A 16212-nucleotide genomic window follows, 5' to 3' on the forward strand; every position below is an offset into this window, starting at 1 on the left:
TCCTTGATTTACACAGTTTCTGTTTGGATATCGGCAGTTCCAACCTTTCCCCACTCATTGAGCGTGGCGATCACCACCTCTGCGGGCAAAAACTCTTGTTCGAGGCGGCCGCGCTTTTGCATCAGTAAATAGCGGTAAAATTCTCCCTCGTCGCGCAGCAAACCTTCGGGAGCCGTATCCTGCGCCGTTACAGGTTCCACCACGGCGCTACTGGAGGAATAGCGATCAAACAGCATGCGGTTCATTAACAGAACATGAATAGCCGGATAATAACCTCTCACCCTTGCCAACATCAGCAAACCCCAAGTATCCATATCTCCCCAATAACCCACTGATTTTTCGGCAAGCCAGGGGGAGGCAAGCCACTGCAAATCCAGGCCAGCCCCAAGGATCGCAATGGTGTCAGGTAATACCGGGAGTTGATGAATACAGTGTTCATTTTCGACCACCAGTATCCGCGCGGCAGGGAGCGCTGCCTCAGCCAGTTCTGCCGTGGTGATTTTGATTTTTTTAAACGGGAGTAGCCCGGGAGCCAGCGGTGTGACCAGCACCCAATGGTTATTTTCATCCAGCGCGTCCAGAAAAGCCGTCAACCCTTGCTCGCTGGCCTCACCTGCGAAACGTTCATCCAGCAGTTTGGTCAGCAGGGGAGCATTTCTTTCGAAAAACTTGGTGTCTACCCCTTGATCGGCCAGCAATCTTAACGGACGCCCCTTGGCGCAACCCGGTGTCAAACGAGTGGCAAGTTCAACGGCAGCGATCACTTCCGCCAGCGATTTTTGTTGCCAGAGTGAGCGTTGGTTAATCAACAATGGGTGAAAAAACGCGTCGACACGTTCTACGATGTGTTCAAGCTGCTTAAATTCCTGGCTAACCTGCGGATCTGATGCCGCTTTGATCCAGTCTGAAGGCTGATACAACACCCAGCGAACGGGGATTGAAACCGGGGTGAGGCTGGCGCGGTAACTCACAGGTTCCCATTCCACATTGCCAATACTTACCTGTCGCCAGGCCTGAACATGGCGTTGCACACATTGCGCGCTTTCAGCAAACGCCTTTGCTGAAGGCTTGCCGATCGGCACATGCAGTGGCCAACAGCCCGGCTTGAGCAAGCGTTCACTTCGAATGCTGGTTTTATGCCACTGCCTGGCCAGTTTCCGGCTGATATCACTGGGTGAATTCATGTGCGTCCTGATTTCTCCGCTGATAGTGCTGCTCAAGCTCTTCCCAACTCAGTGACGCCATATTGGAGCTCTGGCCGCGCCGATGAACCACAATGGCTGAGCGGGTATGATGGCGCAGCAGTCGCATCTCTTTGTTTGGCGTGATAAAGACCGCATGTAAGCCAAACTCTCTGAGTGCGGCAATAATCCGCCCAGCTACCGCATGTGAGCTGCGGGAAAAGGCTTCATCTAATACAATGGTGCCAAACAGGGGGCGGTTACTGCCGCCTGGGCACAATGCATAGCTCAACGAGGCGGTTAACACGTAAGAAGCGATGATCTCTTTCTCCCCGCCGCTGCCGCCCTGTGAGCCAGTGCGGGTTTCAATCACCTCTCCGGTATGGCGATCGATAACCGAGACGGCAAATTCAAGGCGGAATCGTGGGTCCAACAAGGCTCTGGCACCTAAAGTACGGTGCCGTTCGCAGGCATCTTTGAGTTGGCTCACCAGTTCACGCAGCGCTTTATACTGGCTTTCGCCGTTATCATCGGCGAAGCGCGCCGCATTCAGCTGGCGCTGGGCCGTCTGCAAGTTATGCAAGCTGGTGTGTATGACCTTTTTTGCCACTAGGCGCAGGTAGCGCTCCGGTTGGAAATCAACCCGGACCATCGTGTTATTGAGATCGTTCAGGCGATCTTCAATCATCAATACTTCATGTTCTATATGGCTGAGCAACTGGGTGACGCCCTCATCAGAAGAACGATTCAGGTACTCAATAAAACGATTAAGTTTTTCTGGTAACGCCTCCTCGGTCAGTTCCTGTAAACGTTGCAGGTACATCGGGACGTCTTCCAGTTCCCGGCCCACTTCAGAAAGTGCGCCAGTATCGATCTTCTGGGCATCGGACATCCGCTTAGTCAACTCTCTGCCGATCTTTTGCAGCTCGTCCCTGATCTCATCAATCTGCTTTTGCAACTCCCGCGCGTGATCACGCTCCAGAGACTGAATATCGCCCCGTTGTTCGGCGTCCACTACGGGTAAATATTTGGCACCCTGCTCCCGCTGCGCCTCGGTCATGCCTATGCCAGCCACTTGCTGGCATTTTTGAGCCGATGAAGCCGCCTCTTCGAGGCTCCTTTCCAACCCGCCATAGCGCTTGATTTCCCGCTGAAATTGCAGTTCCAGCTGATTCTGCCGTTCCTGCGCATCATCAAGTTCCTGCTTGGCGGCCATAGCGTCCGACTCTGGGCGCATCAGGTTCTCCAGACGAGCAACCAATTCTGCCACCTGGCGCTGGGCACCGGGAAGATCAATATCGGTGAACTCAAGATGGCGAAGGTGCTCGAAGATACGGGTTTGCATCTGAAGTTTGCTAACGACCCCTTTAGCTTCACCCAGCGCCCGCCTAGCCACATTTAACTGTTCTTCGATCTGCGCGATCTCTCGGGTGAGAAAGGTCAAGCGATCCTGGTTATCGAACCCCGTCAGCCAGTCATCTTCCAAGCGCTTTTGGTCCTGCTTATCATAGAAGCGTGCCTTACCTGACATCAGCCCCTGCGCGGTCATGGCGTGTTGAGTATCACGCAACCGCTCGGGATTATCGACGCAGTGCCGATCGATACCGGCCAGCAGTGTTTGAACGACAGCTTTCCAGGGGTGATCCTTCCAGAGCAGTTTATGCGTAAAACCGTCGTCGAAGAACGTGGGGCGCGATTGTGGCATCTTGACTTCAAGCAAACGGACATGCAGGCGATTATGCCGCTGGTTAATCCAGCGCAGGGCATGTTCTGCCGCTTCAGGTGGTACCAGGATGCGCAAACGGTGGCTACCGATGGCGCGTTCAATCGCCCCCCGCCAAGCCTGCTCTTCTTGCTTGATTTGCACCAACTCGGCAACGAAAGGCAACGCGGACTCATCAAGGCCCAACGCGGTAGCCAGTTCGCCACGAAATGTCTGGTAGGGCGCGGGAAGGTTAGAACCGGGGCGGCGTTCAACTTCAGCCTTTTCCTGTTGTAATTGCTGGATTTGCTGTGTTAACCCGAGTTCTACCGCCCCTTTCTGATAGGCCTCATTTTCTTTTATTGTTATCTCGCCGTTGATTTGCTCCAGCCGCGCTTCGCTCTCCTGCTGGTTAGCCTGTAACGCTACCTGACTCAGTTCTGGCGACAGTTCAAGATTACGGGCCAACTGTTGATATTGCGTCGCTTGAACTTCTCGCCGGCTACAGATGCTTTTCCATTCGTTAATGCGTTCATTTAAGTCATCGATATTGGCACCGCCCACCTGCATGTAACGCTGCAAACACTCCGTCACCTGTTTTTTCTGTGCCTCAACCTGTGCTTGCAGGCCAGCCCTGATGGTTTCCGCCGCCAGGATCTTGGTTTGCAGATCGGTGACTTGGGCTTGCCACAGCCGGAAAGCCTGTTCGGCGAACCAGACCGGCAAAAGGGTTTCAAGTGCGAGTTTATCGTCCAGTTGCCCCTGGTGTGCTTGATACTTAACCCAGCCATCAGCGATAGGTTGTAGCGAGCGTTGCTGCCGGCGCGCGGTTTCCAGCTCCTGGTGGATATCCGTCAGGTCATCAAAGCTGCTGGCAACCTCCGCTGCGCGGTCAAAGGCAGAGTGATCGTCAAGTACCAGCTCGCGGAAAATTTCATCAATGCTGTTGAGCTGTTTTAATCCTGCGGCCCGGTTCAGTAGCGTGAACGCGTTTTCGCCCACCTCAAAGTAGTCACGTAGCCGCGCCAGGTAGGATTTTTTGTTCGTCCAGGCCCAAATCCCGGTGCCGTCTTTCTCCATTTGCCGCAGGGCTCGCATGCCACCGCCATGGTGCACATTGAGCCAGTGTTCCAGCGTGTGTTCAGGATTGTCACTGAATAACCAAAGTTTTTTCAGATCGGTGGCGGTTGAACTGGTGCCTTCAAACCACAGTAATGCCCCCAGACGGACGAGTTGCCCATTGCGCTCCAGCGTTGCCGTGATCCCGGTGATGGTTTTACCTAGCCGCGCAATATGAGATTGCCCAGGGCCGCCATCCCCAGGCCCGGAAACACCGCGTACATAAGAAACCAGATCGCGATCGCTTTCATGCCCCCCCGTAGAAGCCAAGTTGTAGCGGGGGTTCGCACACAGAAGCGTCATAAGCGCATCCACTAACGTTGTTTTGCCACTGCCTGTCGGGCCAATGACCGCGGTTCCTGCGGGATCTATCGTTGCCTGGTGCAACCCCTGGAAGCCGCCCCAGTTGAATAATTCAATATGGGTCAAAATAAAGGTTTCATTTTCAGCCCAAAGCGCGGTTCGCGTCATGCCATCTCCTCCAGGTCTGCCCGGGGCCTGTCATCATCCGCAGGAAATTTGTTTTCCACCTGCTCTTGCAGCCAAACCAGTAACGCCTGCAAGTTTTCGGGGTTGGCCAGATGGGCGATGATAGGACGGATGGTGACACGTTCTTGCGCATCCAGTGCGGAAACCAACCCATGGCCTTTCAGCTGATCTAACAGGTTAATAACCCGGGTTCGTTCTTTAGACTCGCTGCCCGGATCGCCCAGGTAGACCTGTAATTGTGGGATTAATTCGTCGACAGCGATCGTTGCCTGACCAGCCCCGGTTCCGCTTTCCTGCTCATAAGCGATAAAATATTTGCGCAGCATCGCTACCAGCAACGATTGCTCCAGATTCAGGCGTTGTCGACGCACCAGCGGATGTGCCCACTCATCCTGCTCCTGTAAGTCATCCTGGCGTACCGCGACATACAGCAGGCCCCGGATTTCATCTATCCCCATTTCAAGATCCAGGGGTTGCAGAATGTGTGATATCTCTTCCGTATTTGTTAGAGCGGTTCGATAAAGGTTGGGCTTCTGGTTCTCCTCAAGCAGGCCATATTTGAGCAGTTCCTGCACGGCTTCACGCACCGGCTTCAAGGTTCGAGCCTCGCTTTCCAGGCTCGCGGGGTTTTGTACCTCCTCGATTTCCGATCCTGACGTCGTGTCAACGTCTTCTGTGGCACCAGAGCCTGCTACTTTGTCAAAAAAGCCAGCCATGTTATTACTCCCAATCAATATCCCTGAGGGCCTGATTCTCTAGCCCGGTGTAAGGCAGGTTAAAGCGCCAACGGCGTTGCTCATCATCTACGAGCTCAACACTTTCCCGCTGCTCATCCAGAACCTCGATCCCTGCCTCACGGGCCATTCCCAGCCAGATCGCGAAGGTTTCCAGATCGTGTTCAGGGGGCAGGAGGGTAGCCAGTTCACCAAGGCTGACCGACCGGTTTTCTTGTGCCAGGATCTGTAAGGTGCGCAGAATCAACGCTTCCCGATCCAGGCCATTAAATGCATCCCAGAAATCATTGCCGACTTGTTCCAGATCGGCGGCATTGTTGCTGAGATCCAGAACCTGTTCTGCGGCCTCATCCATCTCTTTGAAGCGCAGGCGCTCAACCGCCGAGACCCCTGTAACCGCTACGCCAATGGCGGGCAATGGCACTTCCTGTTTGCGTACCGCTTGCCGCTGCCAGTCGAGCTTGAGCGTAAGGCTGAGAATTTCGTTCAGCAGGTGCCCGACGCGATGATGTTCAGCGGCAAGGCCGGTCTTCAGAAAACCGCGAACATCACGCTCACTGCGAGAACGGGCCTGAAGTACGGTTTGAGATTCGTCCACAAGGCGCTTAACTAGCCAACGCAGCTCCTGGTGCTGTTGGCGTGTTAGCGCATCGGCGGCAGCCGGGTGAATGAGGATCACGCGTAATCGTTCACTCATCGCTGTCAACTCACTGGACTGCCGGAGTTGCAATTGAAAACTGTCGAATACGCGGCCTTCTGGCGTATTGAGTAGCGCATCCTGATCGTTAAGCAGGCGTTCGACAATTTCTCCCCGATGATACTGCTCGCCAATGATTGACTGCCTGAGCGCGCGATCGGCTTCACGCCAGGAGTCTTCAACGCGGCGAAAATCAGTGCGCAGCCCGGTAGCCAAGTTATAGACCTCACGGATCCCTTCAACCGCCTGATACTCTCCCAGCACGGTGATATGCCCGCTTTCGGCCTCTGCGAGCTCACGCTCGAGATCGGCCATTCGGCGGCGGAGCGTGGCGATGCGGCTAGCCGGGTTGGGGTTAAGGCTGGTTTCCAGATTTTCGATTTCGCGCTGTACTATCGACAGGCGGGAGGCGGTGGACGTCATGATGCGGTTATCCAACGTATCAACAAAGCCAATGGCCACTTCCAGAGCATCCGTGGCGAAAATCCTTCCCTCCCGTTCAACGATCAGCCGGCGCTTGATCCATTCCCGTAGTTCACGCCCGGCCTGAAGAAACGTGTTTTCCGGCTCAATCTGGTATTGCTCCTGATTGGCATGGCTGGCGAGCAGGTTGCCCAATACCTGTAGCGCCTCTTCCATGGGAATGCCATCTGTTGATTTTTCAAAAAGGGATTGCAGGCAGCTTAGAACCAACGGGGCGCGGCGGGAAGCCAGTAACACCCAGGCAGGATGCTGGCCTCTGGCTGAAATGTATTTTTCCGTCCGTTGCTGCGTATTTTCTTCCATGTCTGCCGGGGCCTTTAATCAACCGAAGGTAACATCCTGGATTAAACTGATGAACAATTATTGTGTAAAGCAACAAACAGCACCACAAAGCTCGCTAGATCGCATCAATACCGACATTTGCGGTTTATTGCTCCATTCTCATTAGTTTTTTCTCTCTTTTCAATCCTTGCAACCTCACTCAAGCCATTACAAGCGCAGTTTGCGAGACGTTTCCAATTTTTACCTGTGACAGCTGATTGATCGCTGGGCTAGTATAGCGATACCCGTAACACCACAAGTCATGTGCAGGCTCTGGTTATTACCGAATGCTGTCCGCTGGCGTCGTCATTTTGATGCCCTTGGATCACAAAGGTTTGCCAGCCTGTTTGCCCGTCATATATGCTCCGCTTTATGACCAACTGATTGATTTAATTATGCTGACACCCATTTTCAGCTCAACAAGTGAGATTTAGTGATTTTTCATGAGACAGCGCGATAACTAATGATGAAAACGAAGATCACAATCAATTTTAAATTCAATGGATTGGAAGCGATAACGTTATGACAAGTACCGAAAAACTCGATTCGCATACGCCAATGATGCAGCAGTATCTTCGCCTGAAAGCACAGCATCCAGAGATCCTGCTGTTCTACCGGATGGGTGATTTCTATGAGCTGTTTTATGACGATGCCAAACGCGCATCGCAGTTGCTGGATATCTCGCTGACCAAACGCGGCGCATCTGCCGGTGAGCCGATCCCGATGGCAGGCGTTCCTCATCATGCGGTGGAAAACTATCTCGCCAAGCTGATACAACTGGGTGAATCAGCAGCGATTTGTGAACAGATTGGCGATCCGGCCACCAGTAAAGGCCCGGTCGAACGTAAAGTTGTCCGTATTGTTACCCCAGGCACCATCACCGATGAAGCCTTGCTACAGGAGCGGCAGGACAACTTGCTGGCCGCTATCTGGCAAGATGCCCGCGGTTTTGGCTACGCTACGCTGGACATCAGCTCTGGCCGTTTCCGGGTTGCCGAGCCGGAAGATCTCGAAACCATGGCGGCCGAATTACAGCGCACCAACCCAGCGGAGCTTTTGTATCCGGAAAGTTTCGAGCAGATGGCGCTGATTGAACAACGTAACGGCCTACGCCGCCGCCCGCTGTGGGAATTTGAACTGGAAACCGCCCGTCAGCAGTTGAACCTGCAATTCGGTACCCGCGATCTCACCGGTTTTGGCGTGGAACAGGCACATCAGGCGCTGCGTGCTGCGGGTTGCCTGCTGCAATATGTTAAAGATACCCAGCGTACCTCGCTGCCGCATATCCGTGGGATCACCATGGAGCGCCAGCAGGACGGCATCATCATGGATGCCGCCACCCGCCGCAATCTGGAAATCACGCAAAACCTTTCAGGTGGCAACGAGAACACTCTGGCGGCGATCCTTGATCGCACCGTCACGCCAATGGGTAGCCGTATGCTGAAACGCTGGTTACATATGCCTACCCGCGACGTCAACGTGCTGAACAACCGACAGCAAGCTATCGCTGCATTGCAAGAACTGAGTAACGATCTACAGCAACCGCTGCGCCAGGTGGGCGATCTGGAACGTATTCTGGCACGCTTAGCGCTGCGCACCGCTCGTCCACGCGATCTGGCGCGTATGCGCCACGCTTTCCAGCAACTGCCGGATATCCGTGAGGTGCTGGAAAATACCGCAACATCACACGTACAGAAACTGCTGTCACAGGTCGGCCAATTTGACGAACTGCAAGCGCTGCTGGAACGTGCCATTGTAGAAGCACCACCGGTGCTGGTGCGAGATGGTGGCGTGATTGCACCTGGTTATAACGAAGAGCTGGATGAGTGGCGGGCACTGGCAGACGGGGCTAGCGACTATCTGGATCGCCTTGAGATCCGCGAACGTGAAAAGCTCGGTCTTGATACGCTGAAAGTGGGTTTCAACGGTGTGCATGGTTACTACATTCAGGTCAGCCGTGGGCAAAGCCACTTGGTGCCGATCCACTATGTACGCCGTCAGACGCTGAAAAATGCCGAACGCTATATCATTCCAGAGCTGAAAGAATACGAAGATAAAGTGCTGACCTCGAAAGGAAAAGCACTGGCGATTGAAAAAGGGCTGTATGACGAATTGTTCGATCTGCTGCTGCCCCACCTTGAAGAACTGCAACAAAGTGCTGGAGCCTTGGCGGAGCTGGATGTATTAGCCAACCTGGCGGAGCGTGCCGAAACGCTGAACTATGCCTGCCCAACCATGACTGAACAGCCGGGTATCCGCATCGCTGAGGGCCGTCACCCGGTAGTCGAACAGGTGCTGAGTGAACCCTTTATCGCTAACCCGGTTTCCCTGTCGCCACAGCGGCGCATGCTGATTATTACCGGCCCGAACATGGGTGGTAAAAGTACCTATATGCGCCAAACGGCGCTGATTGTACTGATGGCGCATATCGGCAGTTTCGTGCCCGCAGCCAAAGCCACCATCGGCCCGGTCGATCGTATCTTTACCCGCGTTGGTGCGGCAGACGATCTGGCCTCCGGCCGCTCGACTTTTATGGTGGAAATGACCGAAACCGCCAATATCCTGCATAACGCCACAGAAAACAGCCTGGTGCTGATGGATGAGATTGGCCGTGGCACTTCAACTTACGATGGGCTGTCTCTGGCCTGGGCCTGTGCCGAAAACCTGGCGAACCGCATCAAAGCCATGACTTTGTTCGCCACGCATTATTTCGAACTCACCACCTTGCCAGAAAAAATGGAAGGGGTGGTCAACGTGCATCTGGATGCATTAGAGCATGGTGATACCATCGCCTTTATGCACAGCGTGCAAGACGGCGCAGCTAGCAAGAGCTACGGGCTGGCGGTAGCCGCACTGGCCGGGGTGCCGCGTGATGTGATCAAACGTGCTCGCCAGAAGTTGCGTGAGTTGGAAAGCCTCTCCAGCCAAACCGCCGCTGGCACGGTAGATGCAACCCAGATGACGCTGCTGAATGAGGAAGTTTCACCGGCCGTAGAAGCCTTAGAGGCGCTGGATCCAGACACTCTATCACCACGTCAGGCGCTGGAATGGATCTACCGACTGAAAAGCCTGGTTTGAATAGTTTGAAATTATGGGCATAAAAAAACGGTGAGCATCATGCTCACCGTTTTTGTTGTTAATGAAGTCAAACACGTTTATTCGCGGAACAGTGCTTCGATGCTCAGACCTTGCATTTGCAGAATTTCACGCAGACGGCGTAAGCCTTCAACCTGAATCTGACGAACACGTTCACGTGTCAGGCCAATCTCGCGGCCCACGTCTTCCAGCGTTGCCGCTTCATAGCCCAGCAGACCGAAACGACGAGCCAACACTTCACGCTGTTTGGCGTTCAATTCGAACAGCCATTTAACGATGCTTTGTTTCATGTCATCGTCTTGCGTGGTGTCTTCCGGCCCGTTGTCTTTCTCATCAGCCAGAATATCCATCAGCGCTTTCTCGGAATCACCACCCAACGGCGTATCAACAGAAGTGATACGTTCGTTCAGGCGCAGCATCCGGCTGACGTCATCAACCGGCTTGTCGAGTTGCTCCGCAATCTCTTCAGCGCTTGGTTCGTGATCCAGTTTGTGAGAAAGCTCACGCGCGGTACGCAAATAAACATTCAGTTCTTTAACGATATGGATCGGCAAACGGATAGTACGGGTTTGATTCATAATCGCCCGTTCGATCGTCTGACGGATCCACCAAGTTGCATAGGTAGAGAAACGGAAACCGCGTTCTGGGTCAAACTTTTCAACCGCACGGATCAGACCAAGGTTACCCTCTTCAATCAGATCCAGCAGCGCCAGGCCGCGATTACTGTAACGGCGGGCAATTTTCACCACCAGCCGTAGGTTGCTCTCTATCATGCGGCGGCGAGACGGCACGTCTCCGCGCAATGCACGCCGCGCAAAATAAACTTCTTCCTCTGCGGTCAGCAAAGGTGAATAACCGATTTCGCCCAGATAGAGCTGCGTTGCATCCAATACGCGTTGGGTAACACCTTGAGACAAGAGCTCGTCTTCTGCTAAATCATTCTCACTGGATTCTTCCTCTACCAGCGTTTTTTCGTCGAATGATTCAACCTCCGTGGCATTCTCATCGAAATCTGCATCATCATGTAACTCGTTAACTTTCAGCGTATTTTGGCTCATAAGCGGCTCCTACCCGTGATACCGCGAGCAGAATACAACGCATTCTGCCCAATCTATCGCTGCGGAAGATAACGCAGCGGGTTTACGGATTTCCCCTTGTAACGAATTTCAAAATGCAAACGTACTGAACTGGTTCCGGTGCTTCCCATCGTTGCTATTTTTTGCCCCGCCTTGACCTCTTGTTGTTCCCGGACCAGCATTGTGTCGTTATGGGCGTAGGCGCTCAGGTAATCATCATTATGTTTGATGATGATTAGATTACCGTAACCCCGTAAAGCGTTGCCTGCATATACTACGCGACCATCGGCGGTAGCAAAAATAGGCTGCCCACGGGTGCCAGCGATATCGATACCTTTATTTCCACCTTCCGATGAAGAGAAGTTATCAATAATTTTACCGTCAGTTGGCCATCTCCAGGTACTAACCGGAGCGCTATTGCTGAGGGTGCTTGGCGCGGTAACAGGAGCGCTGGCGGAACCTGCCACGACTGCCCCTGATGCAGGCAACATCTTACCTACATTCTGTTTACCCGAGTTACCAGAATACGCGTTAGTTGATTGAGAATCAACCGTTGCAGTTTGTATCTGAGAGCTGGATGGTGGTTTCGGTACACCACCGCCGGTCGCATTAGTTGCAGCCAGCATACCGCCATTACCGTTGGCAGAACCATTGCCAAGTTGAATGGTTTGGCCTACTTCCAGGCTGTACGGCTGAGGGATATTGTTCCGCTGGGCCAGATCACGAAAATCATTCCCGGTGATCCAGGCAATATAAAACAGCGTGTCACCACGTTTAACGGTATAAGTGCTGCCGCTATAGCTCCCTTTAGGTATAGCGTTGTAACTACGGTTGTAAACAATGCGCCCCTGCGAAGCCGTAGCGCCACCCGAGTTACCCGATGTAGCAGCACCATCGCCGCCTACGCTGCTGATAGGTGCCGAGGTGGAATTATTGTTCGAACAACCTGCCAACCACAAACTTAACATCGTACACACCGCAACTCGGCGCAAAGTAATCATTGGGCTTCCCGTGCTCATGCTTCCCCCATAACAGCAATATCAGTGATATATCCAAAAATACCCTTTACATCGTAGCTGAGCTTGAGCGTTCTCTCTGTTTCTACAATGAAAGGTTCCCTCGGCCGATCCCTGAACACCAGGTGATCTCCCGCCAGGGAATCAAAAAAGCAGCACCGCCAATGCTCGCCACATTGGCGCAGCCACACCATAAGACAACCACATAGAAAAACAATTGTATTGAAAATTAATATTGTTGAAACGCTAAAACCTTAACCGGACGTTATGAAAGTGCAACAGATTTCTTCCTGCACGGCAAATTCAGGCTAGGCCAGTTCACCTTTCACCAGTGGCACGAATCTTACTGCTTCAACGGCATCGATAGAAAACTCATCGCCACAGCGCTGAATACGCTTCAGCGTTTGCGCCTGCTCGCCCACCGGCAACACCAATATGCCGCCATCGTCCAGTTGCTGCATCAGCGCCTGCGGGATTTCCGGTGGCGCAGCGGTCACGATGATGGCATCAAACGGCCCACGTGATGCCCAGCCCTGCCAGCCATCACCATGGCGCGTCGAAACGTTGTGAAGATCGAGCTGCTTCAGGCGACGCTTTGCCTGCCACTGCAACCCTTTGATCCGCTCAACGGAGCAAACATGCTGCACCAAATGGGCCAGAATAGCGGTCTGATAACCGGAACCCGTACCAATCTCCAGCACTCTGGAGGTTTGCGTCAGCTTTAACAGCTCCGTCATACGCGCAACCATATAAGGCTGAGAAATCGTCTGGCCCGAACCGATAGGCAATGCGGTATTTTCATAGGCCTTGTGTTCAAGCGCCTCGTCAACAAAACGCTCACGCGGCACATCTTCGATCGCCTTAAGCAATCGTTCGTCCCTGATCCCTTGCTGGCGCAGTTGCGTCAACAGTGTCTGTATGCGTCTGTTCACCATTCCCCGCTAACCTCTACTTTGGTTAACCATGTTGTTAGCACATCCCGCGCCCCGTAGGCGGTCAAATCCACCTGCAAAGGCGTCACTGCCACGTACCCCTGTTCCACCGCAGCAAAGTCAGTATCTGGGCCCGCATCGAACTGATCTCCCGGCGGGCCAATCCAATACAGATTCTGCCCACGCGGATCCTGCTGGCAAAATACCTTGTCGGCGGGATGTCGGCTGCCACAGCGGGTCACACGTATCCCTTTGATCTGCGAAAGCGGTAAATCGGGCACGTTGATATTGAGGATTTTACCGGTGCGCAGCGGTTCACGCTGCAAGGCGCGCAGCAGGGAGCAGGCGATTACCGCTGCCGTATCATAATGCTGGTGGCCATTCAGCGACACCGCGAGCGCAGGCAAGCCCAGATGACGGCCTTCCATTGCGGCGGCAACCGTGCCGGAATAGATAACGTCATCCCCCAGATTCGGCCCGGCGTTGATGCCAGAAATCACCACATCGGGTGCCGGGCGCATCAACGCATTGACGCCCAGATAGACACAATCCGTTGGTGTCCCATGTTGCACCGCAATATCGCCATTCGGCATGGTCAGCGTGCGCAATGGCGACTCCAACGTCAGCGCATTGGAAGAACCGCTGCGGTTGCGATCCGGTGCCACCACCTGCACCTCGGCAAATTCACGCAGCCGCTTAGCCAGTGCCTGAATACCCGGTGCCGAAACACCGTCATCATTACTCAGTAATATCCGCATCACTGTTATCCTGCCGCATGATTTCGCGAACAACGCTGGTAGCAAAACTGCCTGCTGGCAACCAAAAGCGCAATTCAACGGTGACATCATCCCGCCAATTCCACAGCAGTTTCTGCGGTTGTAACAGCAGGGCTCGTCGAGCAGGTTCAACACGCTCGCGCTTTAAAAGCGTAAGCAATTCCGGCTGTTCCGCCAAGCATTGCTGTTCAAATTTCAGTGATTCCCCAGCGGTGCCCGGTTCACCATCCCCCGGCAAGGGCGCGGTGATCAGCAATTCACCGGCCTCCAAGCGCTGTTGCAAGCTGTCCAACTCCTCTGGCTTGGCGACAAACCAACTGCCACGCCCAGCGAGCTGCAACGCATCACCTTCCAGCACGGTACGCTGTTGCTGATTGGCCAGACGCTGGCTGGTAATCAGGTTGAACAACGCGCTACGGCTGGCGGAGAGATAAAAACTGCGTTTGCTGCGCTCTTTGACCCGAATCTCGTCCTTCGCCCAGCGGCGCGCCATCACCAGGTTGTTGCCGCCGCGGCCAAAGCGCTGGCTGCCAAAATAATTCGGTACACCGCCTGCCGCGATCGCCTGCAAACGCTGTTCCACTGCTTGGCGATCGCTGATATCGCGTAACACCAGGGTAAAATCATTACCTTTCAAGGTGCCGATACGTAGCTTGCGCAGATGGCGCGCGGCCTGCAGCACTTCACAGCCTTCAAGCGCAAACTGGGTGAGATCGGGAGATTCTTTGCCCGGCAGATGCAGGCAGAACCACTGCTCGGTCACCGCATGGCGGTCTTTCAAACCGGCATAGCTGACCGAACGGGCATGAATACCGGCAAACTTCGCCAGATAATCGGCGACAAACTGGGTATTACAGCCAGTTTTGCGGATGTTCACCAACAGGTGCTCACCTTCACCATCCGGCGTAAATCCCAGATCTTCCACGACGACGAAATCTTCCGGGTTAGCTTTCAGCACCCCATGGGCCTGCGGCTGGCCGTACAGCCAGGTCAGATTTGCCATATTCATGCGCCTACTCCTTGATCAACAAGGCGACGGCTTCACAGGCAATGCCCTCACCGCGCCCGGTGAAGCCTAGTTGCTCAGTGGTGGTGGCTTTAACATTAATGTCATCCATATGGCATTGCAGATCTTCTGCCAGGAAAACGCGCATCTGAGGAATATGCGGTGCCATCTTCGGTGCCTGAGCGATAATGGTCACGTCCAGATTCCCCAAGCGATAGCCTTTGGCACGAATGCGTTTCCACGCTTCACGCAGCAACTCGCGGCTATCGGCCCCTTTGAATGCCGGATCGGTATCTGGGAACAGTTTACCGATATCGCCTAACGCCGCCGCTCCTAACAGAGCATCGGTGGCGGCATGCAGCGCGACATCACCGTCTGAGTGCGCCAGCAGACCTTTTTCATAAGGAATGCGAACACCACCGATCACCAGCGGCCCTTCGCCGCCAAATTTATGGACATCAAAACCGTGACCGATACGCATAATGCGCTCCTTAATTGTTCAACTGAGTCAAATAGAACGCCGCCAGCGCTAAATCCTCCGGCCGCGTCACTTTAATATTGTCCGAACGCCCCGCCACCAGCAGCGGATGATAACCGCAATGCTCCAGCGCAGAAGCTTCGTCGGTCACCGTTGCGCCTTCGTCCAGCGCGCGTTGCAGGCAGAGTTTAAGCAATGCCAACGGGAATAGCTGCGGCGTCAGCGCATGCCACAGATCCTGGCGTTCAACGGTGTGCGAAATAGCACTTTGGCCCGTTTCAGCGCGTTTCATGGTATCACGCACCGGCGCGGCCAGAATGCCACCGGCCAAACTGTGTGCCGTAATGGCCAACAGGCGCTCCAGATCGTCCGCATGCAGACAAGGACGCGCGGCATCATGCACCAATACCCATTCGGCATCGCCCGCCAGTCGCAACCCGGCCATCACCGAGTCAGCACGCTGCTGGCCCCCCACGGTAACGCGCACGCGAGGATCCTGAGCGATCGGAAGCCGGTGGAATTGATGATCGTCGGGGCTGATGGCCACGATCACCTGTGGAATACGCGGATGCCGCAACAGGGCATGGATCGCGTGCTCAAGGATAGTTTGATGGCCGATAGTTAAATACTGTTTCGGACAATCGGCCTGCATGCGGCTGCCGATACCGGCAGCGGGCAGGACAGCGACCACCTGCGGCAAAGCACTTGCGGAATGATTCATGCGTTATTTTTGTAGGTTATTTTGCGTGGAAGACGCCGCGCTGCGTCTAGATTGGTCAGGCACCAGACGATAGAAAGTCTCACCGGGTTTAATCATCCCCAGTTCATTACGTGCACGTTCCTCAATCGCTTCCTGACCGCCGTTCAAATCGTCGATCTCGGCAAACAACTGATCGTTACGCGCCTTTAATTTGGCATTATTGCTCTGTTGAGCCGCTACGTCTTCATTGACCCGCACATAATCGTGAACACCATTTTTACCCAACCACAGCGAGTACTGTAGCCAGCCGAGCAATGCAAGCAATAGCAGCGTAAGTTTTCCCATCTCCGCCCCCTGAAAAACCGACCAATCATCCCACAACTTTCTGTTTGACTCCACACCGGGA

Annotated in this window: 13 protein-coding genes and 1 pseudogene; 1 reads left to right on the top strand and 13 read right to left on the bottom strand. The window is 54.1% G+C overall.

Features of this window, described 5'->3' with window-relative positions; translation table 11 throughout:
* Positions 1-8 precede the first annotated feature (8 nt).
* The 5 genes and pseudogenes from ACX9GT_RS20780 to ACX9GT_RS20800 form a co-directional block, all read right to left on the bottom strand.
* A complete protein-coding gene (locus ACX9GT_RS20780) occupies positions 9-1184 on the bottom strand; it encodes a DUF3322 domain-containing protein (protein WP_473188509.1) in 1176 nt (391 codons plus the stop codon).
* Complete coding sequence (locus tag ACX9GT_RS20785) at positions 1168-2526, bottom strand: SbcC/MukB-like Walker B domain-containing protein (RefSeq protein WP_473191655.1); 1359 nt, start codon at positions 2524-2526, stop codon at positions 1168-1170. Before ACX9GT_RS20785 ends, ACX9GT_RS20780 begins: the two co-directional genes overlap by 17 nt.
* Positions 2527-4317: 1791 nt before the next feature.
* Positions 4318-4473 (bottom strand): annotated as a pseudogene (locus tag ACX9GT_RS20790) (ATP-binding protein); the annotation flags it as partial.
* Positions 4470-5207, bottom strand: coding sequence for a DUF4194 domain-containing protein (locus tag ACX9GT_RS20795; protein WP_473188510.1), 738 nt, complete (start codon positions 5205-5207; stop codon positions 4470-4472). The pseudogene ACX9GT_RS20790 and the gene ACX9GT_RS20795, both read right to left, overlap by 4 nt.
* A gap of 4 nt (positions 5208-5211) precedes the next feature.
* On the bottom strand, positions 5212-6708 hold the full coding sequence (locus tag ACX9GT_RS20800; RefSeq protein ID WP_473188511.1) for a DUF3375 domain-containing protein: 1497 nt from the start codon (positions 6706-6708) through the stop codon (positions 5212-5214).
* 540 nt (positions 6709-7248) lie between these two features.
* On the opposite strand from ACX9GT_RS20800, the gene mutS reads away from it, so the two are divergent.
* Positions 7249-9804, top strand: a complete 2556-nt coding sequence (gene mutS, locus ACX9GT_RS20805) for a DNA mismatch repair protein MutS (RefSeq protein WP_473188512.1) — start codon at positions 7249-7251, stop codon at positions 9802-9804.
* 77 nt (positions 9805-9881) lie between these two features.
* Here the strand turns inward: mutS and rpoS are convergent, their stop codons facing one another.
* The 8 genes from rpoS to ftsB form a co-directional block, all read right to left on the bottom strand.
* Positions 9882-10880, bottom strand: coding sequence for an RNA polymerase sigma factor RpoS (gene rpoS, locus ACX9GT_RS20810; protein ID WP_473188513.1), 999 nt, complete (start codon positions 10878-10880; stop codon positions 9882-9884).
* Between the two features lie 53 nt (positions 10881-10933).
* Complete coding sequence (gene nlpD / locus ACX9GT_RS20815) at positions 10934-11899, bottom strand: murein hydrolase activator NlpD (protein WP_473188514.1); 966 nt, start codon at positions 11897-11899, stop codon at positions 10934-10936.
* A 323-nt stretch (positions 11900-12222) separates the two neighbouring features.
* Positions 12223-12849, bottom strand: a complete 627-nt coding sequence (locus ACX9GT_RS20820; RefSeq protein ID WP_473188515.1) for a protein-L-isoaspartate(D-aspartate) O-methyltransferase — start codon at positions 12847-12849, stop codon at positions 12223-12225.
* Entirely contained in the window at positions 12843-13604 is a 762-nt protein-coding gene (surE, locus tag ACX9GT_RS20825) for a 5'/3'-nucleotidase SurE (RefSeq protein ID WP_473188516.1), read from the bottom strand. The genes ACX9GT_RS20820 and surE overlap by 7 nt, the downstream gene beginning before the upstream one ends.
* Positions 13585-14631 carry a tRNA pseudouridine(13) synthase TruD gene (gene truD / locus ACX9GT_RS20830; RefSeq protein WP_473188517.1) on the bottom strand — a complete coding sequence of 349 codons (1047 nt, stop codon included), beginning with the start codon at positions 14629-14631 and terminating at the stop codon, positions 13585-13587. Before truD ends, surE begins: the two co-directional genes overlap by 20 nt.
* Positions 14632-14635: 4 nt before the next feature.
* Positions 14636-15109, bottom strand: coding sequence for a 2-C-methyl-D-erythritol 2,4-cyclodiphosphate synthase (ispF, locus tag ACX9GT_RS20835; RefSeq protein WP_473188518.1), 474 nt, complete (start codon positions 15107-15109; stop codon positions 14636-14638).
* A 10-nt stretch (positions 15110-15119) separates the two neighbouring features.
* Complete coding sequence (gene ispD, locus ACX9GT_RS20840) at positions 15120-15827, bottom strand: 2-C-methyl-D-erythritol 4-phosphate cytidylyltransferase (RefSeq protein ID WP_473188519.1); 708 nt, start codon at positions 15825-15827, stop codon at positions 15120-15122.
* A 3-nt stretch (positions 15828-15830) separates the two neighbouring features.
* Positions 15831-16151, bottom strand: coding sequence for a cell division protein FtsB (gene ftsB / locus ACX9GT_RS20845; RefSeq protein ID WP_459401379.1), 321 nt, complete (start codon positions 16149-16151; stop codon positions 15831-15833).
* Positions 16152-16212: the final 61 nt, after the last annotated feature.

It is taken from the genome of Serratia sp. YWN4, from assembly GCF_055790845.1.

Bases quoted from the DNA above. Each gene is read 5' to 3' on its own strand.
- ACX9GT_RS20780 (WP_473188509.1), bottom strand. From the start codon at position 1,184: ATGAATTCACCCAGTGATATCAGCCGGAAACTGGCCAGGCAGTGGCAT.
- ACX9GT_RS20785 (WP_473191655.1), bottom strand. From the start codon at position 2,526: ATGCAAACCCGTATCTTCGAGCACCTTCGCCATCTTGAGTTCACCGAT.
- ACX9GT_RS20795 (WP_473188510.1), bottom strand. From the start codon at position 5,207: ATGGCTGGCTTTTTTGACAAAGTAGCAGGCTCTGGTGCCACAGAAGAC.
- ACX9GT_RS20800 (WP_473188511.1), bottom strand. From the start codon at position 6,708: ATGGAAGAAAATACGCAGCAACGGACGGAAAAATACATTTCAGCCAGA.
- mutS (WP_473188512.1), top strand. From the start codon at position 7,249: ATGACAAGTACCGAAAAACTCGATTCGCATACGCCAATGATGCAGCAG.
- rpoS (WP_473188513.1), bottom strand. From the start codon at position 10,880: ATGAGCCAAAATACGCTGAAAGTTAACGAGTTACATGATGATGCAGAT.
- nlpD (WP_473188514.1), bottom strand. From the start codon at position 11,899: ATGATTACTTTGCGCCGAGTTGCGGTGTGTACGATGTTAAGTTTGTGG.
- ACX9GT_RS20820 (WP_473188515.1), bottom strand. From the start codon at position 12,849: ATGGTGAACAGACGCATACAGACACTGTTGACGCAACTGCGCCAGCAA.
- surE (WP_473188516.1), bottom strand. From the start codon at position 13,604: ATGCGGATATTACTGAGTAATGATGACGGTGTTTCGGCACCGGGTATT.
- truD (WP_473188517.1), bottom strand. From the start codon at position 14,631: ATGAATATGGCAAATCTGACCTGGCTGTACGGCCAGCCGCAGGCCCAT.
- ispF (WP_473188518.1), bottom strand. From the start codon at position 15,109: ATGCGTATCGGTCACGGTTTTGATGTCCATAAATTTGGCGGCGAAGGG.
- ispD (WP_473188519.1), bottom strand. From the start codon at position 15,827: ATGAATCATTCCGCAAGTGCTTTGCCGCAGGTGGTCGCTGTCCTGCCC.
- ftsB (WP_459401379.1), bottom strand. From the start codon at position 16,151: ATGGGAAAACTTACGCTGCTATTGCTTGCATTGCTCGGCTGGCTACAG.